Raw genomic sequence first — 25402 nt, forward strand, 5'->3', positions numbered from 1 at the left:
ATTGCCGAAGTTGTGCGGGCGCTGCCGTGGAGTATTTGTCCCATAAGTGTGTACGAAATTCCAGCCCGGAAAATACACCATCTCTCCCTGGGACTATACAACTAGGCTACGCCAGCTCGAGCCCGCCCAGGCAAGCGGCATCGTGTAGCTCGGCCAACTGCCGGGCTTCGGGGCAGGAAGGAGCCAAACCATATTCTCCCACCCATTCGCAAACCGAGAAGCCTTGGCTGCGGAGGACATATTCCTGCTCCCAGTGCTGCTGCTGCTGCTGCTGCGGCGTATCGAACGGAAACGGGAGAGGCGGCCGGTGCCAGCCGATGCGCCAGGGCTTTGGGGTGAGCCGGGCGCGGTAGCAGTCTTGGGTCTGGCACAGACGCACGTACAGCAGGTCGGTGCGCATGGCCTCAAATATCCCCCGGGCTTCGGGGCTGTTTGGTGGCAGCAGTTGGTGCATGACCAGCAGCCGGAAGCCCAGCCGGGTGCGGTAAAGCCGGAACTTCCACTCGGGATGTAGCTGCAGCCAAGCGGCCAGGCGCAGCTGCAGCTGCTCGTGGGGAACGAGTGGCGGCGGCATGGGCACGGGCGTAAACAGGCCGCTAAAAAAGCGTTTCAGGCTAAACGGCTCTGCCGGGGCCGGCAGCGGACGCCGCAGGTCGGCGTCGTCCACGTCCAAGAACATCACGCGCGGCGCGTTGAGCACCAGGCTGCCGTACCGGTTACGTGTCAGGGCAGCCAGTAGCTCGCCCCGGCTGTCGTAGAGGCGTTGCTCCAGGTGCTCGCGCAGCGGCGCAGCACCGGTAGGGTATTCTCTCAAGGGCTCGTTGGCCAGCAGGTGAGCGTGTCGGGTGCGGAGCAGCGCCTGGCCGGCGGCCTGCGCGGCGGCTGGGCTTTCGTCGCTGCCGGCATAGGCTACCAAGTGGTAAGAGGCGCCCCCGGCATCTTGGCACGCCAAGGTAGTACGCGCCCAGTGGGAGTAGATCTGCATGAGAAGAAGTAGATGGAGGCGTAAGCGCGGGGTGTCCCATCTCTACCGTAAGTAGTAACTTGCCTGCGCTCTACTCCCAATTTTCGCTTCCTATGCTCTCCACCCAAAACCTGGCCGCCCTGCCCAAGGAGCTCGACCTGCAGCGCGTCTGCAAGGCGCTGGCCGTGCTCGACGCCATCATTTCGCCGGAAGAAGAATACCGCTACCACACCTACGACGCCAAGTGGGGCGAAGGGGAGGAGGTGTTTGAGCTCAACGACGGCGAGGGCGACCAGCTGCTGGTGCTGTTTGCGCCCGAAGGCGCCGTCATCAACGGCTACGCCGACGGCCTCGACCCCGCCGACAAGGCTCCGCTCACCCAGCGCCTGCCCCAGCCTTTCCACGAGTTTGTCTTCGGTGAGCCGGTCAATTCCATCGGCACCACCTTCTGCCTCTGGACCATCGACAACGAGCCCTGGCAGCTCGGCCCGGGCGCGGCCGAAGAAGATGGCTCCGACGAGCTGCTCCACCTCCTCGACGGCCACCCGCGCACCTACATCGACTGGGCCCAGGAGTACTTCGAGGAGGAGCGCCTCCCCAAGGATGGCCTGCCCCCAACTACCGTCGCCCAGCTGTACTACGGCGAAACCCTGACCCGGCCCATGGTGCTGGCCCTGGTAAAGCACATTGCCGACTGGGAAGCCCTGCGCCGGGACCTGGACGAAATCAACTACCCCTACGACTTCGATTAGCGGCGGCCGTTGCCATCAGCTACGCCACGGGCGGCGCCGACGGCAGGTAGTGCCGGGCCACCAGCTCAAAATCCGTGACCTGCTGCTGCTGCCAGGCGGCATCGCGGCCCAGCTCGGCGGCCAGCAGCGCGGCCACCCGGGGCGCGACGCGGATGGCGGCGGCAGCATCCAGAAACAGCACCCGCACCCGGCGGGCCAGCACGTCTTCTACCGTGCGCGCCATTTCGGCCCGCGCCGCCCATACCACCTCCGCCTGCAGAAACTCCAGCGCCTCGTCCAGCTTTTCGCCCAGCGCGGGCTGCCGGGCAATGAGTGCGAGCAAAGCGGCCTGGTCGGTGCCGTAGGCGGCCAGGTGGCTGCGCCGGTCGGGAGTGGGTTGGGCGCCGTGCACGGGCTGGTGGGCCGTCTGGCTGACGGCCGGGGGCAGCTTGCCCAGGGCAATGACCCGGTCCACGGTATCCTGGCCCATGCGGCGGTAGGTGGTCCACTTGCCGCCGGTGATGGTAACCAGCCCCGCCTCCGACACCAGAATCTTGTGGCTGCGTGATATTTCCCGGGTCTTGGCTGAGCCCCCGGTGGGCGCCGCCAGGGGCCGCAGCCCCGCGAAAATGCTCAGCGCATCCTGACGCCGGGGTGGTCGGGTGAGGTAGCGGCCCGCGGTGCGCAGGATAAACTCTATTTCCTCCTCCAGCGCCCGGGGCTCCGCACTGGTAGCCGACAGGGGCGTGTCGGTGGTGCCCAGCACCACGCGTCCGTGCCAGGGCACGGCAAACAGCACCCGCCCGTCGTCGGTCTGCGGAATCATCAGCGCGTCGGGGCCGGGCAGAAACGACTGGTCGACGACGATATGCACGCCCTGGCTGGGCTGGACCAGCCGCGGCGCGCCGGGCTGATCCAGCACCCGGATGTCGTCCACGAATACGCCCGTGGCATTCACCACCGCCCGGGCCTGCACCGGATAGGTGCGGCCCGTCTCGGCGTCGGTAGCCGTAACGCCCGTAATCTGGCCCTGGGCATCCTTGAGCAGCCCGTGTACCCGGCAGTGGTTGAGCAGCGTGCCGCCCCGCTCAATGGCCGTCTGGGCCAGGTTGATGGCCAGGCGCGCGTCGTCAAACTGGCCGTCGTGGTAGAGGACGCCGCCGCGGAGTCCCGCGGGCCGGAGGTTGCCGAGGCGGCGCAGGGTTTCGGCCTGGCTCAGGTGAACCGAGGCACCCAGGCTCAGCCGGCCGGCCAGCAGGTCGTAGAGCTTCAGGCCGATGGTGTAGAACGGGCCGCCCCACCAGGTGTAGCTGGGAATGATGAAGTCCTGGTTTTTGACCAGGTGGGGCGCGTTTTTGAGCAGCAGGCCCCGCTCGTACAGCGCCTCGCGCACCAGCCCTAGGTCGCCCTGGGCCAGGTAGCGCACCCCGCCGTGCACCAGCTTGGTGCTGCGGCTGCTGGTGCCCTTGGCAAAGTCGTCGCGCTCCAGCAGCAGGGTTTTGTAGCCCCGGCTGAGGCCGTCCAGCGCCACGCCCAGCCCCGTGGCCCCGCCGCCGATTACGACCAGGTCCCAGTGGGGAGTAGTGGTCAGCGGCCGCAGCAGCGCAGCGCGGGAAAAGAGGTGGGTAGGCTGGGAATCGGGCATAGCGGGGGGGGGCGCCTGCTGGGCAGCCGCTACGCTTACGCAGCCAACCGGAGTTCGGGCCGGCCGCCGCCGCCAATTCGGTTGGGAACTGGGGGCGGGCAACGCCTAAACGCAAAAGAGCCCCGGCCGTAAGACCGGGGCTCTTTCATCTGAACCGAGTCGGAAGCTACGCCGAAAACGACGTGCCGCAGCCGCAGGTGCTCTTGGCCTGGGGGTTGTTGAACACGAAGCCGCGGGCGTTGAGGCCGTCCTGAAAGTCGACTTCCATGCCCAGCACGTACATGGCGTGCTTTTTATCCATGATCAGCTTCAGGCCGTCGAGGTCATAGACCTCGTCGTTGTCCTTGGCTTTGTCGAAGCCGAGCAGGTAGCTCATGCCCGAGCAGCCGCCGCCCTGCACGCCGATGCGCAGGCCGTAGTCCTGGGGTACTTTCTTGTCTTCGATGATATTTCTTACCTCAACCAAAGCCCCCGGCGTGAGGGTGATGGGAGCAGTCTTGGTGGAAACGGCGGTAGCCATAGTACGTTCGGAGTTAGAAGAGGAAGCGCAAAGATACGAAGCCAGCGGTATACGCCGTTAGCCCCGACCCGTACACAACATCGGCATCCGGCATCCGGTTCAGAGAATATTTGCCGACCTTGCCGCCGCCAAAAAGCCCGTTTTACCCCCGCATGGATACTACCGCGTACGTTTTCGAACTGCTCAAAATCATTCTGCCCGCCCTCATCGTGGCCGGCTCCATCTTTTACCTGATCCAGCAATACCTGGACAAGGAGCAGCAGCGCCGCCTGATTGAGCTGCGCCTGCAGAGCACCAAGGAAACGCTGCCCCTGCGCCTGCAGGCCTACGAGCGGGTGACGCTGCTGCTCGAGCGTATCACGCCCAACAACCTGCTCGTGCGCCTGAGCAGCGCCGGCCTCACCGCCCCCGACTACCACCGCGTGCTGGTGTCGGAGCTGCGGGCCGAGTACGAGCACAACCTCAGCCAGCAGCTCTACATGAGCTCCGAGGTGTGGGAGCAGGTGAAATCGGCCAAAGAAGGCATCCTGACGATGGTCAACAAAGCCTACCACAGCTTGCCCGCGCCCCAGCAGGCCCGCGGTACCGACCTGGCCAAGCGCATCCTGGAAACCATCATCACCGACGATGCCGACCCGGTAGCGCAGGCGCTGCACGCCCTGAAGCGCGAAGCAGCCGGCCTGTTTTAAAGGGGTTTTTGGTTGGTTGTTTTTGGGTTTTGCCCTCAAACGTCATAGCCTGGCCTTCAAGCGAAAAGCCCGTCCAGAATTCCGGACGGGCTTTTCGCTTGAAGGCCAGCTAGTGAAAACTCAGGCCTAAAAAGCCAAAAACCAAAAACGACCAACCAAAAACCAGCTTACACCGAAGCCAGCACGGCGCTGATGGCGCGCTGGTAGCAGGCTTCATAGAGCGGCACGATCTTGTCGACCTCGAACTCCTCGGCCCGGGCCCGGGCGGCGGCCTTGAAGCGGGGCAGGTTGTCGTCTTCGAGCACGTAAAGGGCGTTTTTGACCATGTCGGCCACGTCGCCGATTTCGCTGAGCATGCCCGTAACGCCGTGCAGGTTCAGCTCGGGGATGCCGCCGGCGTTGGTGCTGATAACCGGCACTTCGCAGGCCATGGCCTCCAGGGCGGCCAGGCCGAAGCTTTCCTTCTCGGAAGGCATCAGAAACAGGTCGGCGATGCTGAGCACTTCCTCCACGGCTTCGAGCTTGCCCAAAAAGCGGATGTCGTCGCAGAAGCCGATGTCGCGGCAGAGCTTCTCGATGCGGGGCCGGTCGGGTCCGTCGCCGACGAGCAGCAGCTTGGCCGGAATCTGCTTGCGCACCCCGGCGAAGATGTTGACCACGTCGTCGACGCGCTTCACCGAGCGGAAGTTGGAGGTATGCACCAGCAGCTTTTCGCCGTTGGGGGCAATGGCGGCCTTGAAGTGGCCCTTATCCTGCTTTTTGAAGCGCTCCAGGTTGATGAAGTTGGGAATCACCTCAATGTCCTTCTCGATGGCGAAGTACTCGTAGGTTTCCTTGCGCAGGTCCGCCGACACCGCCGTCACGCCGTCGCTCTGGTTGATGCTGAAGGTAACCACCGGCTCGTAGCTGGCGTCCTTGCCCACGAGCGTAATATCGGTGCCGTGCAGGGTGGTGATAACCGGGATGGTAATGCCCTTGGTGCGCAGAATCTGCTTGGCCATGTACGCGGCCGAGGCGTGGGGAATGGCGTAGTGCACGTGCAGCACGTCGAGCTTCTCGTTCTGGGTGATGTCGACCATCTTCGAGGCCAGGGCCAGCTCGTAGGGCGGAAACTGGAACAGCGGGTAGGGCGGAATGTAGACCTCGTGGTAGAACAGGTTCTCGTTGAAGAAGTCGAGACGCACGGGCTGGCTGTAGGTGATAAAGTGCACCCGGTGGCCTTTGAGGGCCAGGGCCTTGCCCAGCTCGGTGGCCACCACGCCGGAGCCGCCAAAAGTAGGGTAACAGACAATTCCGATGTTCATGGCAGTGGGAGAGGCGGGGGGCACGGGAGAGAAAAGAAAGGAGAGGAAACGAAAATTGGCGGCCGGCATCCGTGAGAAATGCCCAACCGCCAATTGCAGGTCAGAAAGTCAGAGAGAGTTGCAGACAACAAATCATGACTTGACTAAGGACTTGTAAATAACGTCGTGGATGCGCGTGCGGATGTTGTACTGGCGCAGTTTGTTGTTGCCGCCGTCGGGATACACCCGGTTGGAAAGAAAAATGTAGAGGATTTTGTTTTCCGGGTCCATCCACACGCAGGTGCCGGTGAAGCCCGTGTGGCCAAACGTGCTTTCCGGCGACAGGTTCGAGGTCGGGCCTTCCGGCTTCTCGGGGTTGCCGTGGTCCCAGCCCAGGCCGCGGCGGTTGCCGGCCGTCTGGGAGCGGGCAAACTCGGTCACGACCGGCGTCTGGAAGTAGCGCTGCCCGCCGTAGCGGCCGTTCTGGAAGTCCATCTGCATCAGGATGGCCAGGTCGTTGGCGTTGGCAAACAGGCCCGCGTGCCCGGCCACGCCGCCCAGCAGGGCCGCGGTCTGGTCGTGCACAGTGCCCTGGAGCTGGGTTTTGCGGTAGTACGTGTCGTTTTCGGTGGGCGCGATGCAGGCCTTCGGGAAGCGCTCCAGCGGGTTGTAGGTCATCGACGCGAGGCCCAGCGGAGCGTAGAAGGTGCGCTGCAAAAAGGCGTCGATGGGTTCTTTCAGAATCTTTTCGCTCACCCGCTTCAGAATCATGAAGCTCAGGTCGCTGTACTCCACCGGGTACTTACCCTTCACCTTAGGCAGCAGGCTGCTGCGCGTAATCCAGGTCCAGACCGAGTCGCCGACGGCTTTGGTGCTGAAGGTGCCGGGGGCTACTTCGTTGGGGAACTCGTCGGAACGGGCGCTGGCGTAGAAGGTAGGCTTGAGGCCGGCTTTGTTCACGGTTTTCTCCCACGTCGGAATGCCGGGCTTCAGGCCGGCCTGGTGCAGCAGCACGTCGCGCACGGTCATGTCCTTCTTGTTGGACGTGCGCAGCTCGGGCAGGTAGTCGGCCACCTTGGCGTCCAGGTTCAGCTTGCCCTGATCCTTGAGGTACATTACCGCCTGCAGCGTGCCGGCCACCTTGGTTATCGACGCCAGATCGTAGAGCGTGCTGGCTTCCACGGGCCGCGACTTATCGTAGGTGCAGTAGCCGTAGCTCTTGTCGAACACCACCGCGCCATCCTTGGCCACGAGCACCTGGCAGCCCGGGGCTGCCGCGTAGGCCACCGACTCCAGCGCGATGTTGTCGATCTGGGCCAGCACTTTGGAGTCCAGCCCTTCGCTTTCCGGGGTGGCGTAGCGCAGGCGGTGGAAATCCGGGGTCGGCAGGCCCAGGCCGGCTTTCAGCTCCGGCGACACCGTGACGGGCAGCTGGCCCTTGGCGGGCAGCGCCCCGAACAGCACCTGCGGCACCACCAGCTGGGACGCGTAGTTGTCTTCGTAGCCGCAGACCAGCGTACGGGCCTCTTCGAGGTACTTCAGGCCGTAGGCGTTGCCCATGGCTACCACCACGGTTTTCAGCTTCGGGTTGGCCTGCAGATTTTTGATAAAGGTAAGCGCGCCGCTGCCCAGGCCGTAGCTGTGGGTGGGCGTGTTGTTCATGCCGTGCAGGCTGACCACCACCACATTATAGGGCGTCAGGCGGCTGGCAATTCGCTCGAAAGTCGAATCCGGGGCGTAGCGGTTATCCACGGCGTACACCGCCCCGCCCTGGTACTTGTTCATGATGGTGCCGAAGGTGCTGCCGGTTTCGGTGCCCACCGTGATGGTGGCAATGCGCAGCGTATCGAGGCGGTGGAAGGGCAGCAGGTCGTCCTGGTTTTTGACCACCGTCACGGCGTGCTCATAAATCTGCTGCTGCACCGTGCGGCTCATGGGCCGGTTCAGGTCCGCGGTCAGGGTGGCCTGGTCGATGGGCTGGTAGCGGTTCAGGCCGGCCCAGAACTTGGCCCGCAGAATCTTGCGGACCCGGCCGTCGATGTCTTCCTGGGTGATTTTGCCGGCGGCCACGGCCTCGCGGATGCGCTGCAGCCCCAGCGGCACATCCTCGGAAAACAGCAGCACGTCGTTGCCGGCCACCAGGGCCAGCGCATCCAGCTCGCCGGGCTTGTAGAGGTTCGTGACGCTCTTCATGTTCAGCGCGTCGGTGAACACCAGCCCTTTGTAGGCCATCTTCTCCTTGAGCAGCCCCGTCACCAGGTTCCGCGAAATAGTGGCCGACACGGAGCGGACCGTATCGAACAGCGGCATGTAGAGGTGGCCTACCATCACGCCCATCACGCCGGCCTCAAACGACTTCTGAAACGGGTACAGGTCCACGTTGGTCAGGCGGGCCAGGTCGGAGTTGATAACCGGCAAAGCCACGTGGGAGTCGGTATCGGTGTCGCCGTGGCCGGGAAAGTGCTTCACTACGGCCATAATGCCATGGTCCTGCAGCCCGCGGATGTACGACACGCCGCGGCGCGCCACCTGCTCCTTGTTCTCGCCAAACGAGCGGTTGCCGATGACGGGGTTATCGGGGTTGGAGTTGACGTCGATAACCGGCGAGAAGCTGATGTGGACGCCCAGGGCCTTGAGCTTAAGGGCAATTTCGCGGCCCATCTGGTACACATACTGCTCGTCGTCCATGGCACCCAGCGTCATCTGCTTGGCGAAGTGCATGCTGGAGTCGAGGCGCATGTCGAGGCCCCATTCGGCATCCAGGGCAATGAGCAGCGGCACTTTGGCCTGGGCCTGGTAGCGGTTGGTGAGCGTGGCCTGGCGGTGGGGGCCGCCCTGCAGAAACATCAGGCCGCCCACGCCATAGGTGCGCACCAGCTCGTCGATGCGCTGGGCGTGCTTTTTATCCTTGTTGGAATACGCCGCCACCATAAACAGCTGGCCCAGGCGCTGGTCCGGCGTCAGGGAGCTGAACACGCTGTCGACCCAGCTCTGCTCGGCGGCCGACATAGGCCGGGCGCCCAGGTCCCGGGGCGCCGCCGACGTGATGATCAGACCTGTAACGGCCAACAGAAGCAGTAAAAGTCTAATCCGGAAATCCTTGAGCATCGGCTCTCGTGGTATCGTCGTAAAGTTGAATCAGAGCGGAAATAGCCCTACTTTTGCGTGCCTCAGCGGGAGGTTTTCAGCCGGGGCGGCGACCGGTTTTGCTGGCCTTCAGCCCCCTGCTTCCTTACCTCCTAACGTGCCGGACCAGAATTTAGTCCGGCCCGGCGCACACTAAAGTTGGGCGCAAACTTACGGAGAAAATCCCGGGGCGTTGTTTCGACGGGCTGCGGGCAGCGAATTTTTCAGCGGCTAACCTCTTCATACTCAACTTCAGTTCGTGGCCGATGGCGGATGTGATTCAGTTGCTCCCCGAGTACCTTGCCAACCAGATTGCGGCGGGCGAGGTGGTGCAGCGCCCGGCATCGGTGGTGAAGGAGCTGCTCGAAAACGCCGTGGACGCGGGCGCCACGCAGGTGCAGCTTATCGTGAAGGATGCCGGCAAGCAGCTCGTGCAGATTGTGGACAACGGTACGGGCATGAGCCCCACCGACGCCCGCATGAGTCTGGAGCGACACGCCACTAGCAAGATTCGTTCCACCGAGGATTTATTCCGCATCCGCACCCTGGGCTTCCGCGGGGAGGCGCTGGCCTCCATTGCGGCCGTGGCCCAAGTGGAGCTGCGCACCAAGAAGCGCGACCAGGATACCGGCACACTGCTGCTCATCGAAGGCTCCCAGGTGACCAGCCAGCAGCCCGTGGCCTGCCCCGACGGCACCAGCATTGCCGTCAAGAACCTGTTTTTCAACGTGCCGGCCCGGCGTAATTTTCTTAAGACCAACGCGGTGGAGATGCGCCACATCCTGGACGAGTTCCAGCACGTGGCCCTGGCCAACCCCCAGATTACCTTCTCGCTCTACCAGAACGACCTCGAGGTCTTTAACCTGCCGGCCGGCAAGCTCAGCCAGCGCATTGTGGCCCTGCTCGGCAATGGCTACAAGGAGCAGCTGGCGGCCTGCGAGGAAGTGACGCCGTTTATCACCGTGAAGGGCTTTATCGGCAAGCCCGAGTCGGCCAAGAAAAGCCGGGGCGACCAGTTTTTCTTCGTCAACAACCGCTTCATCCGCTCAGCCTACCTCAACCATGCCGTGCTGGCCGCCTACGAGGGCCTGCTGCCCCGCGACACCTTCCCGTTCTACGTGCTGTTTCTGGAGCTGGACCCCAAGGCCATCGACATCAACGTGCACCCGACCAAGACGGAAATCAAGTTCGAGGACGAGAAAACCGTGTACGCCATCGTGCGGGCCGCCGTGAAGCAGAGCCTGGGCATTCACAACATGGCCCCGTCTTTGGACTTCGAGGGCGACGTGAACTTTGCGCCCATCCAACCCCTGCGCTCCTCGCCGGGCGGCAATTCCTTTGCCGACGACTTCCGCCCCGACGCGCTGGCTTCGGCGGCAGCCCGCGCGGCTTCGCCGAAAGGCCAGGCCGGGCAGCACCCGCGCAGCCCCGCGGCGGGCACGGCCCCGGCCCGGCCCACCGAGCAGGCCAAGCGCGACCTGGAAGAGTTTTACCGCTCCCTGGGCCAGACCGTCGTGCCCGACCTGCCGGCTGCCGCGCCCCAGATTCCGGACTTTGGCCCGGACCAGCACAGCGCGCCGCCGGTATCCGCCATTCTGGCCGCGCCCGAGCTACCGCTGCGCGAGGCCAGCAGCGGGCCGGGCAGCCGCGTGATTCAGGTCAACCAGCAGTATCTGCTGGTGCCGGTGAAGTCGGGCGTGATGCTGATTGACCAGGTGGCGGCGCGGGAGCGAATCCTGTACGAGCAGTACGCGCTGGGGCTGGAGCGCGAAAGCGCCGGCTCCCAGACGCTGCTGTTTCCGCGCACGGTCACGTTCACGCCCCAGGACTTCGCCATCCTGCGCGAGGTGTCCGACGATCTGCACGCGCTGGGCTTCCGCTTCGCCGAGTTCGGGCCCAACACCATTGCCGTGGAAGGCCTGCCCGCCGACGTGCCCAACCGCGACGAGAAGGAGCTGCTGGAAGGCCTTATCGAGCAGTTTCGCACCCACGCCGGCCCCGTGCGGCTCGACCGGCGCGAGAAAGTAGCCCGGGCCCTGGCCCGCCGCGTGGCCGGCAGCAGTGACAATGCCCGCCTGTCCGATAAGGAAATGGCCGCGCTGGTCGACCGGCTGTTTGCCTGCGCCGTGCCCAGCTACACGCCCGACGGCCGCCGCACGCTGGTGCTGCTGGAGCTGAGCCAGCTGCAGGATTTTTTCCGCAAACCCTAGCGCCGCCGCGCAGTTTGCGTACTATCGGCTCCGGCGCCGGCCGGCGCTTTCTTTCCCGCGGACACCCGATTCGCGCTACCTTGCACTCCATGTTTAATCTGACCCCCACGGTTCGGACGCTGCTTTTTATCAACATCGGCGTCTTTCTTCTGCAAACCCAACTGGCCAGCCGGATGAACTTTCTGGCGCTGTATCCCGTCGGCTCCGCCTACTTTCAGCCCTGGCAGTTCGTCACCCACATGTTTATGCATGGCGGCTGGGGCCATCTGCTGGCCAACATGTTCGGCCTGATTTCCTTCGGCCCGCTGCTGGAGCAGCGCTGGGGCGGCAACCGCTTTCTGGCCTTCTGGCTGATCTGCGGCCTTGGGGCCGGCGTGCTGTATTCGGGGGTGCGCTACTACGAGGTTAACCGCATGCGCCAGGATATTGAGGTCTTCCGCCAGCAGCCCACCGACGTGCACCTGCAGGATTTTGTGGAGCACAACATGCCGGAGTATGCCGAAGCCTTTGCGCCCAATATCCGGCAGCTGCACGCTACCCCCGACGACCAGCAGCTCATCCAAAGCGCTCTTGTTTCGCTGGAAGATATGTATGCCAGCAGCCTCAACTCGCCGATGCTGGGCGCTTCCGGGGCTTTGTTCGGCATTCTGTTCGCCTTTGCCTACCTGTTTCCGAATACGGAGCTGATGCTGCTGTTTTTCCCGTTTCCCATCAAGGCCAAGTACTTTGTAGCCCTGTACGCGTTGTATGAGCTCTACAGCGGCGTGTACCGCACGCCCGGCGACAACGTGGCGCACTTCGCCCACATCGGCGGAATGTTGATTGGGTTTATTCTGTTGAAAATCTGGGAGCGAGGCCGCGCCCGGTTCTACTGAGTTTCTGCCGCATGAGTATCGTAAACGACATCCGCGCTGCCTTCAGCCGCCGCGACAACGCGCTGAACCAGCTGCTGCTGATCAATGTGCTGGTTTTTGTATTTCTGGTGCTGGTGAAAGCCGTGCTGTGGCTGTCCGGCTTCTCGCCCTACTTCGCCAACGTGCTGCGCCAGTTCGTGCTGCCCTCGGATCTGCCTTCGCTGCTGCGCCACCCCTGGACGCTGCTCACCTACGCCTTTACCCACGAGGGCTTCTTCCACATCTTGTTCAACCTGCTCAACCTGTACTGGTTTGGCGCGCTGGTCCGGGAGTACCTCGGCGACCGGCGCCTGGTGAGCCTCTACATTCTGGGCGCCCTGGTCGGCGGAATCGTGTTCGTGGCGGCCTTCAACCTGATACCCACGCTGCGGCCGTATGCGGCGGCCGGCACGCCTTTGCTGGGGGCCTCCGCCGGCGTGACGGCCATCGTAATGGCGGCCGCCACGCTGCTGCCCGAGTACACGTTCAGTGTGGTTATCATCGGGCCGGTACGCATCAAGTACATTGCCGCCTTCGTCATCCTGATTTCGGTTATTGCCATCAACCAGGGCAATCCGGGCGGGGGCATTGCCCACATCGGCGGGGCCATTCTGGGCTATATCTTCATCAAGCAGCTGCAGGCCGGCCGCGACCTGGGCCGCCCCGTGCAGGCCATCGGCGACTGGGTGGGCAACCTGGTCTCGGGCCGGCCAAACCTGCGCGTAACGCACCGCAGCCGCGCGGCGGAGGCCCCGGCCACCAAGAAGGCCGTCCCCATCAAGCCCGAGCAGGAGGAAATTGACGGCATTCTGGATAAGATTTCCCGCTCCGGCTACGAGAGCCTGTCGAAAGACGAAAAGCAGAAGCTGTTCAAGGCCAGCCAGAAGTAAGGGGATGTTACAACCCAAAAGGCCCCGTCAACTGTAAGTTGGCGGGGCCTTTTGAGGTTTTTAGCGCGGGTAAATGAACGAGCTTACGGCTTGCTCTCAATCAGTTGGCGCGCTTTCTCCAGCAATTCATCCTGGCCTTCCCGCATGCCTTGAGCGGTAGGGCGCATTTCCACGTCCGGCACGATACCAACACGTTGGGTCTCACGGCCATCAGGGTAGTACACGCCTATGCCCGACATGCGGGTGGTCAGGTTACCCGGCAGTACAATGCGCGAAACGTCGCCATCGGCGCCAGCCGTTTGGCTACCCAAAATGGTGCAACGAGGCGTAGATCTCAGCGCCATGGCGTTGAACTCAGCCTGACTGAGCGTTGATTCATTCACCAGTACCACCAACTGGCCCGCATAGGTTAGAGTGCTATCCGGCGGTAAGGCCATGGGTGGTTCTTCGATGAAACGGCCCGGATACGTAGGATCGAAGGCCGTGAACTTGACGAACGGCGTGGGCTGCGTGATAAAGTAAGTGGACAATACGTAGCTGACAAATTCGCCCGGATAGTTTCGCATATCGACCACTATGCCCTTGGTCTGCTGAAAGGCTTTGAGAATAGCAGGAAGCTTGGCTTTGGTAATGCTGGCCATGGTGAAATACCCTACCGTTGGCGTCAGAAAGCGGTAAGTGGTGTCGTCCACGGCTGGGCGGACGGGTGGTTGGGTTCCAAGCTTAAAGCGCGGGGCCATGACGGTAAGCGGCTGGTTGGCGCGCAGTATTTTCAGCTGAACCTGTGGCGTGGCACCCCGCAACAACCCAGAGGCGATAGTGGCCAGCTGAGCGCCTGGGTTGGAGCCCGCCGCCCGTGGCAATCGTTGCTTGAGCAAGGCACCCACCGAAACGCCATCTACTTGTTGAATAATGTCGCCGGGCTCCAAGGGCGGCCGGACGACCAAACCATCCTTGCGCACGCGCACTACTACGGGTTGGCCGCCAATAAACTGCAAAGCCGCTGCTACTGCGTACTCCCCAGCATAGGCCGTGAGCAGCGGGTCGGGTATTACGGTCGCGTGGGTGTCGTGAATGCGGGCAAACAACGTCAGCGCCACCAGCCGATACTGCAGCGCATCGGTGGCCTCTATAAAACGGGGCAAAAACTCGGGGAGCACCTGCTGCCAGTTTTCTCCGATGGCGTATTTGTAAGGGAAGTAGTACTGAATGACGTTCCAATAGCGGTACAAGCCCAGGATGCGCAACCCAGCATCCGGATAGGTTTGCTGCGCACAAGGAGCTTCCTGGGGAAAGGTTGGATTGCCGGGGCCTCCTGGTACCACGTAGTAGGGCTTGCCCTGGTAGCGGTTGGCTTGGATGTGCTTCAGCTGCCGCTGCAAAGCCTTGCTGTATAGCTTTTTGTCCTCCATCCAAGTAAGGTCGGCTGCCATCCGTACGGGGTTGGCAGGCGCTGCGGCGCAAGGGGCACAGGCCGCCACCGGTCCCAGGCTCGTCACCCAGTTGCTTAGCGTTTCGCTCCGCTGTTGCTGGTTGGAGCTGGCCAGAACTTTGGGGAGCAACCGAAAAAGCTCCGCATCCCAATTGTACTGCCCACCGGCCACGGCCGGGTGATAGTACTTCAGAAAGCCCCACACCTGACCCAGGGCCGTGAGGTTTTTCACCTGTTGCGGCGTGAGCTTTGACAAGCGAAACCGGGAGCCGTTCTGGAAAGCCGTGTCTGGTGCCGTTTTCTCCAACGGGGTCGAAGAAGCCGCTGATTGGGCCAGAAGCAAGTGGCCCTGGAAGCAGAGCAATAAAACAAGTAACAGTAAGCGGGAACGAAGCATCAGGACGATAAAATAAGTAGCGTAAGAAAGATCTGGCAATACTACGCGAATTCGCACGGAACCTCAACGGGTGGAACAAAGCCCGCGCGTAGCCAGATGAACCTGTCAGACAGCACTAGGCACCAAGAAAAAAGGGCCGCTCTGCCCGGCAGAACGACCCTTTTAAAGAACTGGGGCGGAAGAATTAGGCGTTAGCCGTCATCTTGTCCAGAGCGTCCATCACTTCCTTCACGTGGCCGCGGGAGGTTTCGAGCAGCGCCTTCTCCTCGTCGTTGAGCTGGAGCTCAATCACTTTCTCGATACCGTTTTTGCCCAGGATAACCGGAGCACCCAAATACACGCCGTCGATGCCGTACTCGCCTTCGAGCTTGATGCACACGGGGAACACGCGGCGCTGGTCGCGTACGATGGCTTCCACCATCTGGGCCGCCGCCGCGCCGGGCGCGTACCAGGCCGAGGTGCCCATCAGCTTCACCAGCTCACCGCCACCCTGGGCCGTGCGCTGCACAATGGCGTCCAGCTCGGCCTTGCCAATCAGCTCCGTTACCGGAATGCCGCCCACCGTGGTGTAGCGGGGCAGGGGCACCATCGTGTCGCCGTGGCCGCCCATGAGTACGGCCTGAATGTCTTTCGGGCTCACGTTCAGCGCTTCGGCCAAAAAGGCGCGGTAGCGGGCCGTGTCGAGGATGCCGGCCATGCCGAATACCTTCTCGCGGGGCAGGCCCGAGGTGAGGTGGGCCTGGTAGGTCATCACGTCGAGCGGGTTCGAGACGATGATGATAATAGCGTTGGGCGAGTATTTCACCACCTGCTCGGTCACCGACTTCACGATGCCGGCGTTGGTCGAAATCAGGTCGTCGCGGCTCATGCCGGGCTTGCGGGGCAGGCCCGAGGTGATGACCACCACGTCGGAGCCGGCGGTGCGTGCGTAGTCGCTGGTGACGCCCACCGTGCGGGAGTCGTAGCCGATAATGGGGGCTTTCTGCCAGATATCCAGAGCTTTGCCTTCGGCGAAGCCTTCCTTGATATCAACGAGGACGATTTCGTTGGCAATTTCGCGGGTGGCCAATACATCAGCGCAGGTAGCGCCTACATTGCCAGCTCCAACAACGGTTACTTTCATCGGGTGGAAGATTGAGTTTGAAGAGTTAGAATCGGAGTTGTAAAAGTAAGCGAAAACGCGTAGCCCGCTAACACAACTTCCGGGAACGATGCCAGGGCGGGTTATTCCAGCTAAGGTTTGCGGATCAGCAGCTCCGGCACATACGTGTGTCGCTGCCCTCATACACTTTAGCCGCGTTATAAAACACCTGCAGGCTCCTGACCTCGGGCCGGTTGCAGTCGTTTTTGAACAGCTCGTACTCCACCCGCACCGTGTCCTGGTCGGTTCGCTTCAGATACAGGATAAACCGGCGGGTGGTGAGGGCATTCAGTTTCGGCGTCTGGTTACGTTCGAGCAGCAGAAACGCAACATTCTCGGCAGGTAAGGTAGGCCCGGATAACAGGGCAACGGTACTGCTCTGCTCGTCGAACACCCGTACGGAGTCGCGGAAGTAGCCCCTGGAAGGATTGAACAACGACTGGGTTCCGGCGGAGTTCAGCAGCCTGATGTTAAGAACGGTGCTGCCGGCATCCGCCGCGCCCTCACACTTATCATTGTTGCAGCCATACAAAAATACCTGGGCCCATACGGAGGCCAGAAGCACATATTTCATCTTGTAAGATAAAGGAAAAGGCCAAAGCCAAGGCGTACGGGCGCTTCGCCCTTATGCTCTGCTCTTGTCGGCTTAGATTCCTGAACGAACAAGAGCGGAAGGGACTTAAATAAGGCTTGGCCGCTTAAAACGAAACCCGCACCGACGCCAGGACCTGGCGGGGGCGGAGCCGGTAGTCCTCCTGAACCAGGATAAAATCGGTCAGGTAAGTGCTCTGGTAGTGCTGGATGTCGCGCAGGTTGCTCACCTTTATTTCCACGTCTACTTTACGGGCAACCGGCAGCGTGTAGCGGTAAGTGGCATCTACGAACGTGCCGCGCACCGGCATTCTCAGGCCGTTGCTCTGGTAATAATCGGCTGATACCAGCACCAGATGACCCGCGCCGGGATACCACGACAGGGCCAGCCGCTGCTCCTGCAGCGTGGTGCCGGCCCCGAAGCCACCCGACCCCACCCGGCTGCGCAGCCCGGTCAGGGCCGCTGCATACTCCAACCCTCCCCATACAAAGGTGCTCAGGTTGGCTCTGAGGCGCAGGGTGCCCGTCTGGTTGTAGGCAGTGGTTAGCCTGGCATTCAGATAGAGTGGCTGGGACCGGAAGCTGGCGTTGAGCTGCAGGTGCAGGTTGGTTTTCCAGTCGCGCACAAACTTACCCACGCTGCCCGCCACCGCATGGGTTTGACCCCGGTTGAACTGCGCCACGGCCACCGTCGTCAGCGTGCCGTCGGGCCGTACCACGCTACGCGACAACTGGTTGCGGGCCAAGGCGGTGGCGCTGTACGTAGCGCGGTAAAACCAGGAGGTCAGCGGGTTTTCATAGAACAGCCCGGCGTTGAAGTTCCAGCTGCGGGCCTGGGTGAGCGGAGCGTCGTTGCGTTGCAGGGTACGGTAGTCGCGCAGCAGGTAGGCGTAGGAAAGCGGCTGCGGAGAACCAAGCTCGTTGGCAAAGCTTGCTCCGCCCGTGGCGTGCCAGAGGCTGCTCAGCTCGTAGCGTCCCGAAAACAGCGGCTCCAGGGCCACGTAGCGCCGTTGCTGGCGGGCAGCCAGGGCCGCATCGGCGGCCGAAACCGTGCGGTAGCTGACCGGTACTTCCAGCTCCAGGTGCCAGCGGGTGGTTTTGTAGCCGATGCCGCCTTGCACGTAGTAGCGCCCCAGTTGGGCCGTAAGGGCGTTTTGCAGGGTGTCGGCGGACGGTGGCGGGCCAGTTGGCAGCAGGGTCAGCTCGGAGGTAAGGCGCTTCACTTCCCGGGTAAAGCCCACCGTGCCGGTATAGCGCCAAGGCTGGCGGCTGGCGAGCAATGCCACCGAGTTGGCCGTGTAGAAGGTGCCCGCGCGGGCCTGCTGCCGGGCCTGCGCATAGGCGTTGCCGCCGGTGAGCACCGCCGCCAGCGGACCGGGACTCACGGTGAGCTGTTGCGGAGTGGTGGCCAGCGTCAGCACCGAGCTTACCTGCACCGTGCGCTGCCCTCCCACGGGCCGTACCAGCCCCAGCCGGTTGGTGAGCGAATACACCGGGTTGATGGCGCGTTGCTGAATGGCCTGCTCCTGCGTCGCGCGTTGCACGCGGCCGTCCTGGGCCTCCCAGGTGCCGGCAAAGCTGAACGTATTTTTCAGGTAGTAGCGCTGCACATTGCGGATGTAGGCCAGATCCGTCGTCAGCTGGTTTACATACAGGGTGTTGGTTTTCTCTTCGTGCAGCGTCACGGCCTCCCCATCAGGCAAGGAAAAACGGGTGCGGGTGCTACCGGCCTGGGTTTGCTGGTCGTGGAGATAAGCAGCGTTCAGGCGCAGCTGCGACTCCTTGCCGAACGGAACCAGGTGGTTGGCGCTCAGTAGGTGAGCCCGGTTGAAGAGGTAGCGAGCGGAAGCCAGCGGGGGCAGACTCAGGGCCCGGATACCGGTGAGCTCGGGCTTACGGTTGCCGGGTTCGGTGAGCTGCTGAAAATCGTCGATTCCCAGCGGCTTTAGCTCAGCCGCTACGTCCTGGCCGGTATTGTTGGTCTGGTAAGTGTCGATGAGCTGCTGGCGCGGGACAAACAGCATAGGAGAGAGGTTTCCGTCCCACAGGGCCGGGGCCGCGCCTGCACCTACCCGCGCTTGCCCGGTGGCCGTGACCTTGTTTTTCAGCTGCAGGTTCAGCGAGGCCTGCTCCGTGGGCTGTACGTCCCGCAGGGCTTTCACCGGCTGGTGGCGCTTCAGTACCTGCACGTCCTGCACGGCCTCGGCGGGCAGGTTGTTGCTGGCCAGACTATACCGGCTTTCCAGCAGGTCGGCGCCGTTGATATAGAATTTCTGGATAGGCCGGCCTTCGTACAGAATGCGCCCGTCGGCTTCCACTTCAATGCCGGGCAGCTTGCGAAGCACATCGGCAATCACGCGGTCCTTCTGCTCGGTGAAAGCCGACACGCGGTAGCTCAGCGTATCGCCTTCGCGCCGGATGGGCGGGGCTTTTACCACTACTTCCCGCAAGGCCGTCGCGGCCGGCCGCAAGGCAAAGGCCACTATCTGATTCTGGTTGCGCACCCGCCGCACCTGCTCGGCATAACCCAGGGCGCGGGCGCTCAGCCGCAGAGAGTCGGCGGCAAGCTGAACGCGTAGGGAAAAGCGCCCGTCTTCGGCCGTTATGGCTACTGCCGAGGTGGAAAGGAGCGGGAGCGGCTGCACTTCTACCAGGGCGCCCGGTACTGCCTGCCCTTGCGCGTCGCGCACGATACCGGTGATAGTAGCCTGTGCCATCAGGCGGCGGCTGGTGCATATGAGCAGCAGGGTGATGCAGCACGTCAGCAGGTGTTTCAGCACGCTGAGGAATAAGACAACCGGCGGCGGTAGTACATGGTGTAAGCTAAAAGGATAGAACTAGTATCAGGTACCCAGACCGGTAATGGAGGCTCCCGACGCGTGGGAAGAAAGACCCGCGGCAATGCCGAAAAGCCAGGCTATGCGCCGCTTACCGCAGTTCCAGCGGGTTATTCCGTTTTTTTAGCTTCAGCTGGTATTCGCGGCGGTCCTGCTCCGACACCTGATGGCCTTTGGCGGCCAGCTTCTCAGTCAGAGTCGCCTCATAATCCCGCTTGCCTTCCCGAAACAGGGCTTTGGTAGTCCGGATAGCGGCATCCGCTGCGGGGAGCTCAATGGTTTCCGGCGTCGGCGGCGTCACCAGCCTGGTCAGCTCAAACACGTAGTAATGGCGCGTATCGCTGATCTTGACAATCAGCCCGGGCAGGCCGGAGAATTTGTACGGACCCTCGGCTACCGGTATTTCCCGCGTAAACCACGCCTCAAACTGCCGTCCGGCGAAGGTTGTGCTGGCCCGTTGGCAAGCATAGCCGGCGATGGTGCTGGTGGCTGAGGTGATGGTCCAGCGCAGCAGCGGTGCCGGCTCCTCATAGCTGTAGAGAGCCTGCCCGATTTGGTCATAGTAGTGCACCCGGCCACTGGCGGCTTGCTTGTAGATTTTGTACTTGAAGCCGGATTTAGGCTGAGCCATAAACCGGTTGCCTACACTCTGCATGTTGGCCGGGGTAGCCGGCAGCCAGCGCGCTTCCTTCGTGAGGGAGTCAGCCAGGTACGCACCCACACTCTCAAACCTAGACAGGGTCTTGCCAACCAGGAGCTGCATGGACTCGCTCCGCGTTTCAGGGGAAGTGGAATCAGGCTGATAAGTCAGCCGGTAGGTGACAACGAGCTTTGTTGGCTCAGCCGCAGGCAGAATAGGTTTCTGCGCCTGGCTGGTCCGGGTTGAAAAGGAAAGAAAAAGCAAAAGAAAAAAACAGCGCATTGAAATAAAAAAATGTCGTGGGGCAGGGCAATACTGCCCTGCCCCACGACAAGTTGAAACTAGCCGCAATACATATCACTCAGCATGTTTAGAATCTCCAAACAGCCATCTATGCCTTCACCACAGGCATTGCCTGAGTGCCCGCACATTGAATACTGATAGCAAACTTGTGGTGCCGGCAGAACGACTGCGGCAGAGGCTTTTTTAGCCATTGCCGGGTTGCTGCTACGCGAAACAATATTTGCCTGGGCAGACAGGGATGTCAGACAGACAAGTGCCAGGAGTGCAGTAATCTTTTTCATAAAATCAATGATTTAGGTGCATTGACACGTCAAAAGTGTAAAATTATCTGGTAATCACCAGTAATGCGGTAACGGACGAAAATTATTTTTTAGGCATTTTTATTATAGCGGTTTTACAAATAGTTGCCAGATTTTGTAGAGAAGCGACACTTTGTACCTTCTCGTCCGGGCCGTCATACGATGTCGTTCAACGTAGAGACGCGAAGGTACAAAGTGTCGCTTCTCTACACCGTTCTGGGAACCGTGGTAGCAGGTGTTTTCGGATTCTGTTTTCTCACATCCGCTTCACCACCAGTACCCGCTCGGTTTCCTCACTCACCTTAAACCGCTCGTCGGGCCGGAAGCCGACCACCCAGGCAATCTTGCCATCGGCGGACACCAGCACCCAAACGCTGTCCTTGAGGTTGAGCGGTACTTTCTGGTCGATGAGGAAGTCGGAGAGCAGCTTCTTGCCCTTCATGCCGATGGGCATAAACCAGTCGCCTTCCTGCCAGGGGCGCACGGTGAGCGGGAACTTGAGCTTGTCGGCGTCGAGGGCGGCCACGGCCTTGCCCTTAGGCACGTCGAAGCCGGCCGCCTCGGCCAGCTCCAGGCGCAGGTGGAGCCCATCGATTTTGAGCACTTCCTGCCCGGCCATAATCTGGTGGGTGCCGAACCTGGTCAGGCTGCGGCGGGTGATGACCAGCTGCTCCCGGTCCTTGACCAGCAGGTGCGTCGGCGACTCGAACCGGCGGCCGGAAGGCGCGGGGAAGGCCGCTACGATGTCCTTCACCACCAGGTAGGAGAAGCCAAACGGGCGCAGCAGCTCGTGGAGCACCAGGGCCGTGGCGGCCGTGGCCTGCAGGGTGGCAATGTTCAGATACGTTACCTCGCCTTCCTCGTGCCGGGCGGCGCGGGCGGTGTCGGCCACGTAGCGGCGCACGATTTCCTCGGCCCCGCCCACCCGCTCGGCGGTAATCTGCAGGGTGTGGTCGAGGCTGGGGTTTATTTCGCGCAGCACGGGCAGCACGTCGTGGCGCAGGCGGTTGCGCTGGTAGAGGGTGCTGTCGTTGGAGGCGTCTTCGCGCCAGATCAGGTGCTGCTCCACGAGGTAGTCGTACAAATCCTCTTTGCCCATGCCCAGCAGGGGGCGCACCACGCGGCCGTTTTTGGGCCGGATGCCGTGCAGCCCGGCCAGGCCGGTGCCGTGGGTAAGGTTGAGCAGCATGGTTTCGGCCGCGTCGCGCCGGTGGTGGGCGGTGGCCACGTAGTCGAGCTGCTGGGTGTGGCGGATCCGTTCAAACCACTCGTAGCGCAGCGTGCGGGCCGCCATCTGGGTCGAGATGCCTTCCTGCTCGGCAAAGGCTTTAGTCTGGAAGAACTCGGCGAAGTAGGGCACGTCGTACTTCTTGGCCAGCTTGCGCACAAACTCCTCGTCGGCGTCGGCCTCGGCGCCGCGCAGCCCGAAGTGGCAGTGGGCCATGGCAAACGGCACTTCCAATCGGTGCAGCACATCGGCCAGCACCACCGAGTCCATGCCGCCGCTGACGGCTACCAGCAGCTGGTCGGTAAGCGTGAAAAGCTCATTTTCCTGGATGTATTGGCGGACACGGTCAAGCATAGGAGGGAGGATAAGCTATAAGCTACAAGCTGCAAGCTGCAAGTCTCAAGTCACCGGCGTATAACCGGAGGCTTACAGCTTAAGGCTTGTAGCTTGCAGCTCCAAAAAGGCACTACAATGCAAAGATGGGCGTTACCGGCGGGCCTTCCGTACCTTTGCCTGGAAATGCCGTTCATAAAGTCACTTTTTCTGTTTCTGGCCGCGCTGCTGCCGCTGTGGTCTTTTGCCCAGCAGCGGCCCAAGCCTACTCCGGCCCCGCCCCCGAAGGGCCAGCGCATCGAGCTGCTGCCCGGCACCCGGGAGCTGGTGGGCGGCACCTTCAACGGCGTGGAAATCCGCAAGCTGCTGGGTAACGTGAGCTTCAGGCAGGAAAACACCTTTCTCTACTGCGACTCGGCCTACCAGTACCTGGACCGCAACGCCATTGAGGCGTTCAGCAACGTGCGCATCGTCGACAACGACACCATCACCATCACCGGCGACCGGGGCACCTACGACGGCGACACCCGCAAGGCCCGCATGACCGGCAACGTGACCATGCGCGACCCGCGCATGACGCTCACCACCCAGGTACTCGACTACGACCTGAGCAAAAACCTGGCGTACTACAGCACCGGCGGCCACCTCGTCGACCCCGAAAACACGCTCGACAGCCAGTACGGCTACTACAACACGACCAGCAAGGTATTCAGCTTCAAGCGCAACGTGCACCTGGTGACCAAGGAAAACGACATCACCACCGACACGCTGCAGTACAACACGGTGGCCAAGATTGCCTACTTCTTCGGCCCCACCCGCATCAAGGGCAAGCAGGGGAACATCTACGCCGAAAACGGGAATTACAATACCCTGACCAAGGTTTCCAACTTCCAGCGCAACGCCAAGATTGAAACCCCGAGCTACCTGCTCGGCGGCGACAAGCTGGTGTACGACGAGGTGCGGCAGTACGGCGTGGCCACCGGCCACGTGTCGATGACCTCCAAGAAGGACAACGTGGTGCTGCGCGGCGACGTGGGCCGCTACTGGCGGGCCCTGGGCCGCACCAAGGTGTACGGCAGCAGCCCGGTGATGCGCAACATCTCCGACGGCGACACGCTCTACCTGGCCGCCGACACGCTGATCAGCGTGGAGGGCCGGGCGCCCCAGAACGCGGCCGGTGTGCTGTACGCCTTTCCCAGGGTGAAGATCTTCCGCAAGGACCTGCAGGGCCGCTGCGACTCGCTCACCTACGACCGGCAGGATTCCATCATCTACCTCAACAAGCGGCCGGTGCTGTGGGCCGACCAGAACCAGCTCACCGCCGACAGCATGCAGCTGCGGCAGCGCAAGGGCAAGATTGACCAGATGCGCCTGTACGCCAACTCCTTTATCATCGGGCAGGATACGCTGCTGGACTTCAACCAAGTGAAGGGCCGCAACATGGTGGCCTACTTCGTGGACAGCAAAATAAAAAAAGTGAACGTGCTTGGCAACGCCGAGAGCCTCTACTTTGCTCTTGATGGCGACACGGCCGTGACGGGCATGAACAAAGCCGTGAGTGCCAACATGACCCTGCGCTTTGCCGACAGTAAGCTCCAAACCATTTCCTACCTGACCAATGCCGACGCCAGCTTCATTCCGCCCCACGAGCTGAAGGAGGAAGACAAGAAGCTCAAGGACTTCAACTGGCGCCCCACGGAACGGCCCACGCGCCGCCTGGTGTTAGGCAAGCACTTCGCCCTGCCGGCGAAAGCCAGGCGCAAGCCGAAGGCCAAACCCAGATCGACTTCCAAATCCAGACCCGCGCCGGCCAAAGCCAAGCCGGTGAAACGGAACGCGCCGGTCAAAGCTACGCCGCCCGCCCGCCCGGCCGCGCCGGCCAAACCCGCTCCCAAAACCCGCTAGCCCCGTTTTGGCTTACCTTTGATTCGGCTTCGCAATCCGTTACCTTTGCGCCCCTTATGCTGCAATTACGCCCTGCCCTTTTTATTCTGTTCCTGAGCACGCTGCTGCTGGCATCCTGTACCGGCTACCAGAAGCTGCTCAAGAGCGGTGACGTGACCAAAAAGTACGAAGCTGCCGTGCAGTACTACGAAAAGGGCGACTTTTTCAAAGCCGGCACCCTGCTCGAAGACCTCGTGCCGCTGCTGCGGGGCCGGCCCGAAGCCGAAAAGGCCCAGTTCTACTTCGCCAACACCAACTACCAGCAGCGCAACTACGTGCTGAGCGCGTACTACTTCAAGCTGTTTTCCGAAACCTACCCCAACTCCACCTACACCGAGGAAGCATCTTTTCTGTACGCCAAGTCCCTGTTCCGCGACTCCCCGGAGTTTGAGCTGGACCAGACCAATACGTACACGGCCATCGAGGCCATCCAGGATTTCCTGAACCGCTCGCCCGAAAGCAAGTTCCGGCCCGAGGCGGAAAGTATGTCGCAGGAGCTGCAGAAGAAGCTGGAGGACAAGGCCTTTTCCAGTGCCCGGCTGTATTACCAGGTGCGCTACTACCAGTCGGCCGTCACGGCGTTTTCCACGTTTCAGCAGCAGTTTCCGGCCTCGGCCTACAACGAGCAGGCTGCCTTTATGAAGCTCAGCGCCCAGTACAGCCTGGCCAAGGAAAGCGTGCCGGAAAAGCAGCTGGAACGCTACCGCGAAATCATCCCGCTCTACCAGTACCTCATCGACACGTATCCGCAGAGCAAAAACCTGAAGGCCGCCGAAACCATGTACGTGGCCGCCCAGGCCGAAATCGCCAAGCTGAAGCCGGCCGATACGGCCGCCGCCAAGTAATGCCCTGAGGGAGTAAGCGGCGGCGCAGGGGCTGACAGCTGCCCCGGCCCGCGCCGGACCCCGGAAAATCAGCCCATCAGCATCTCAACACATCAGTAGTACCTTCCCCTTATGAAAACTCCGAACAACGTATCCGCCTCCATCGTGACCCGCAACATGTCGGACTTCACCAACGAAACCGGCAATGTGTACGAGTCGCTGGCCATCATTTCCAAGCGGGCCAATCAGATTTCCGTGAAGCTGAAGGAAGAGCTGAACGGCAAGCTGGCCGAGTTTGCCACGACGGTCGACAACCTGGAAGAGGTATTTGAAAACCGCGAGCAGATCGAGATTTCCAAGCACTACGAGCGCCTGCCCAAGCCGACCAACCTCGCCATCGAGGAGTTTCTGGAAGGCAAAATCTACTTCAGCACGCCGTCGGAGTTCGACGAGAACGGCAACCTGCGCGTAGTCGAGTAAGC

At 61.9% G+C, this 25402-nt stretch carries 20 protein-coding genes; 8 read left to right on the forward strand and 12 right to left on the reverse strand.

The genetic code is table 11. The features are described from left to right. Positions 1-106: 106 nt before the first annotated feature. Positions 107-985 carry a hypothetical protein gene (locus ABD842_RS10435; RefSeq protein ID WP_345113229.1) on the reverse strand — a complete coding sequence of 293 codons (879 nt, stop codon included), beginning with the start codon at positions 983-985 and terminating at the stop codon, positions 107-109. Between the two features lie 92 nt (positions 986-1077). Between ABD842_RS10435 and ABD842_RS10440 the strand changes: the two genes are divergently transcribed. Beyond that, the gene (locus ABD842_RS10440) at positions 1078-1716 is read left to right on the forward strand and encodes a hypothetical protein (RefSeq protein ID WP_345113231.1); all 639 of its coding nucleotides are present in this window, start codon (positions 1078-1080) and stop codon (positions 1714-1716) included. A 19-nt stretch (positions 1717-1735) separates the two neighbouring features. Here ABD842_RS10440 and ABD842_RS10445 read toward each other — a convergent pair whose 3' ends face one another. Both ABD842_RS10445 and ABD842_RS10450 read right to left on the reverse strand, forming a co-directional pair. Then, positions 1736-3340: a glycerol-3-phosphate dehydrogenase/oxidase gene (locus ABD842_RS10445; protein WP_345113233.1), complete on the reverse strand. Its 1605-nt coding sequence runs from the start codon at positions 3338-3340 to the stop codon at positions 1736-1738. Between the two features lie 166 nt (positions 3341-3506). Then, positions 3507-3860 (reverse strand): HesB/IscA family protein, encoded by a 354-nt coding sequence (locus tag ABD842_RS10450; RefSeq protein ID WP_073108987.1) that lies wholly within the window; start codon positions 3858-3860, stop codon positions 3507-3509. Positions 3861-4012: 152 nt separating this feature from the next. On the opposite strand from ABD842_RS10450, the gene ABD842_RS10455 reads away from it, so the two are divergent. Next, the gene (locus tag ABD842_RS10455) at positions 4013-4549 is read left to right on the forward strand and encodes a DUF7935 family protein (RefSeq protein ID WP_345113236.1); all 537 of its coding nucleotides are present in this window, start codon (positions 4013-4015) and stop codon (positions 4547-4549) included. A gap of 167 nt (positions 4550-4716) precedes the next feature. Here ABD842_RS10455 and bshA read toward each other — a convergent pair whose 3' ends face one another. Continuing rightward, a complete protein-coding gene (gene bshA, locus ABD842_RS10460) occupies positions 4717-5853 on the reverse strand; it encodes an N-acetyl-alpha-D-glucosaminyl L-malate synthase BshA (protein ID WP_345113237.1) in 1137 nt (378 codons plus the stop codon). 132 nt (positions 5854-5985) lie between these two features. Continuing rightward, positions 5986-8901, reverse strand: a complete 2916-nt coding sequence (locus tag ABD842_RS10465) for a serine hydrolase domain-containing protein (RefSeq protein WP_345113239.1) — start codon at positions 8899-8901, stop codon at positions 5986-5988. Positions 8902-9224: 323 nt separating this feature from the next. Between ABD842_RS10465 and mutL the strand changes: the two genes are divergently transcribed. From mutL to ABD842_RS10480, 3 genes are all read left to right on the forward strand, one after another. Then, entirely contained in the window at positions 9225-11168 is a 1944-nt protein-coding gene (mutL, locus tag ABD842_RS10470; protein ID WP_345113241.1) for a DNA mismatch repair endonuclease MutL, read from the forward strand. Positions 11169-11257: 89 nt separating this feature from the next. Continuing rightward, positions 11258-12043, forward strand: coding sequence for a rhomboid family intramembrane serine protease (locus ABD842_RS10475; protein WP_345113242.1), 786 nt, complete (start codon positions 11258-11260; stop codon positions 12041-12043). A gap of 11 nt (positions 12044-12054) precedes the next feature. Further along, positions 12055-12951 carry a rhomboid family intramembrane serine protease gene (locus ABD842_RS10480; RefSeq protein WP_345113243.1) on the forward strand — a complete coding sequence of 299 codons (897 nt, stop codon included), beginning with the start codon at positions 12055-12057 and terminating at the stop codon, positions 12949-12951. 83 nt (positions 12952-13034) lie between these two features. Here the strand turns inward: ABD842_RS10480 and ABD842_RS10485 are convergent, their stop codons facing one another. The 7 genes from ABD842_RS10485 to tilS form a co-directional block, all read right to left on the reverse strand. Continuing rightward, positions 13035-14780 (reverse strand): S41 family peptidase, encoded by a 1746-nt coding sequence (locus tag ABD842_RS10485; RefSeq protein ID WP_345113245.1) that lies wholly within the window; start codon positions 14778-14780, stop codon positions 13035-13037. A 184-nt stretch (positions 14781-14964) separates the two neighbouring features. Continuing rightward, on the reverse strand, positions 14965-15903 hold the full coding sequence (gene mdh, locus ABD842_RS10490) for a malate dehydrogenase (RefSeq protein WP_345113247.1): 939 nt from the start codon (positions 15901-15903) through the stop codon (positions 14965-14967). 124 nt (positions 15904-16027) lie between these two features. Beyond that, complete coding sequence (locus ABD842_RS10495; RefSeq protein WP_345113249.1) at positions 16028-16495, reverse strand: hypothetical protein; 468 nt, start codon at positions 16493-16495, stop codon at positions 16028-16030. A gap of 124 nt (positions 16496-16619) precedes the next feature. Beyond that, positions 16620-19292, reverse strand: a complete 2673-nt coding sequence (locus ABD842_RS10500) for a carboxypeptidase-like regulatory domain-containing protein (protein ID WP_345113250.1) — start codon at positions 19290-19292, stop codon at positions 16620-16622. 148 nt (positions 19293-19440) lie between these two features. After that, complete coding sequence (locus tag ABD842_RS10505; protein ID WP_345113252.1) at positions 19441-20271, reverse strand: GLPGLI family protein; 831 nt, start codon at positions 20269-20271, stop codon at positions 19441-19443. 59 nt (positions 20272-20330) lie between these two features. Further along, positions 20331-20573 (reverse strand): hypothetical protein, encoded by a 243-nt coding sequence (locus ABD842_RS10510; RefSeq protein ID WP_345113254.1) that lies wholly within the window; start codon positions 20571-20573, stop codon positions 20331-20333. Between the two features lie 274 nt (positions 20574-20847). After that, entirely contained in the window at positions 20848-22173 is a 1326-nt protein-coding gene (gene tilS, locus ABD842_RS10515) for a tRNA lysidine(34) synthetase TilS (protein WP_345113256.1), read from the reverse strand. Between the two features lie 165 nt (positions 22174-22338). Between tilS and ABD842_RS10520 the strand changes: the two genes are divergently transcribed. From ABD842_RS10520 to ABD842_RS10530, 3 genes are all read left to right on the forward strand, one after another. Continuing rightward, on the forward strand, positions 22339-24057 hold the full coding sequence (locus ABD842_RS10520) for an OstA-like protein (RefSeq protein WP_345113258.1): 1719 nt from the start codon (positions 22339-22341) through the stop codon (positions 24055-24057). A 56-nt stretch (positions 24058-24113) separates the two neighbouring features. Continuing rightward, positions 24114-24941 carry an outer membrane protein assembly factor BamD gene (locus ABD842_RS10525; RefSeq protein ID WP_345113260.1) on the forward strand — a complete coding sequence of 276 codons (828 nt, stop codon included), beginning with the start codon at positions 24114-24116 and terminating at the stop codon, positions 24939-24941. A 111-nt stretch (positions 24942-25052) separates the two neighbouring features. After that, complete coding sequence (locus ABD842_RS10530) at positions 25053-25400, forward strand: DNA-directed RNA polymerase subunit omega (RefSeq protein ID WP_345113262.1); 348 nt, start codon at positions 25053-25055, stop codon at positions 25398-25400. Positions 25401-25402: the final 2 nt, after the last annotated feature.

The sequence above is a fragment of the Hymenobacter algoricola genome (assembly GCF_039539525.1).
Classification (GTDB): domain Bacteria; phylum Bacteroidota; class Bacteroidia; order Cytophagales; family Hymenobacteraceae; genus Hymenobacter; species Hymenobacter algoricola.

Bases quoted from the DNA above. Each gene is read 5' to 3' on its own strand.
- ABD842_RS10435 (WP_345113229.1), bottom strand. From the start codon at position 985: ATGCAGATCTACTCCCACTGGGCGCGTACTACCTTGGCGTGCCAAGAT.
- ABD842_RS10440 (WP_345113231.1), top strand. From the start codon at position 1,078: ATGCTCTCCACCCAAAACCTGGCCGCCCTGCCCAAGGAGCTCGACCTG.
- ABD842_RS10445 (WP_345113233.1), bottom strand. From the start codon at position 3,340: ATGCCCGATTCCCAGCCTACCCACCTCTTTTCCCGCGCTGCGCTGCTG.
- ABD842_RS10450 (WP_073108987.1), bottom strand. From the start codon at position 3,860: ATGGCTACCGCCGTTTCCACCAAGACTGCTCCCATCACCCTCACGCCG.
- ABD842_RS10455 (WP_345113236.1), top strand. From the start codon at position 4,013: ATGGATACTACCGCGTACGTTTTCGAACTGCTCAAAATCATTCTGCCC.
- bshA (WP_345113237.1), bottom strand. From the start codon at position 5,853: ATGAACATCGGAATTGTCTGTTACCCTACTTTTGGCGGCTCCGGCGTG.
- mutL (WP_345113241.1), top strand. From the start codon at position 9,225: ATGGCGGATGTGATTCAGTTGCTCCCCGAGTACCTTGCCAACCAGATT.
- ABD842_RS10475 (WP_345113242.1), top strand. From the start codon at position 11,258: ATGTTTAATCTGACCCCCACGGTTCGGACGCTGCTTTTTATCAACATC.
- ABD842_RS10480 (WP_345113243.1), top strand. From the start codon at position 12,055: ATGAGTATCGTAAACGACATCCGCGCTGCCTTCAGCCGCCGCGACAAC.
- ABD842_RS10485 (WP_345113245.1), bottom strand. From the start codon at position 14,780: ATGCTTCGTTCCCGCTTACTGTTACTTGTTTTATTGCTCTGCTTCCAG.
- mdh (WP_345113247.1), bottom strand. From the start codon at position 15,903: ATGAAAGTAACCGTTGTTGGAGCTGGCAATGTAGGCGCTACCTGCGCT.
- ABD842_RS10495 (WP_345113249.1), bottom strand. From the start codon at position 16,495: ATGAAATATGTGCTTCTGGCCTCCGTATGGGCCCAGGTATTTTTGTAT.
- ABD842_RS10505 (WP_345113252.1), bottom strand. From the start codon at position 20,271: ATGCGCTGTTTTTTTCTTTTGCTTTTTCTTTCCTTTTCAACCCGGACC.
- ABD842_RS10510 (WP_345113254.1), bottom strand. From the start codon at position 20,573: ATGAAAAAGATTACTGCACTCCTGGCACTTGTCTGTCTGACATCCCTG.
- tilS (WP_345113256.1), bottom strand. From the start codon at position 22,173: ATGCTTGACCGTGTCCGCCAATACATCCAGGAAAATGAGCTTTTCACG.
- ABD842_RS10520 (WP_345113258.1), top strand. From the start codon at position 22,339: ATGCCGTTCATAAAGTCACTTTTTCTGTTTCTGGCCGCGCTGCTGCCG.
- ABD842_RS10525 (WP_345113260.1), top strand. From the start codon at position 24,114: ATGCTGCAATTACGCCCTGCCCTTTTTATTCTGTTCCTGAGCACGCTG.
- ABD842_RS10530 (WP_345113262.1), top strand. From the start codon at position 25,053: ATGAAAACTCCGAACAACGTATCCGCCTCCATCGTGACCCGCAACATG.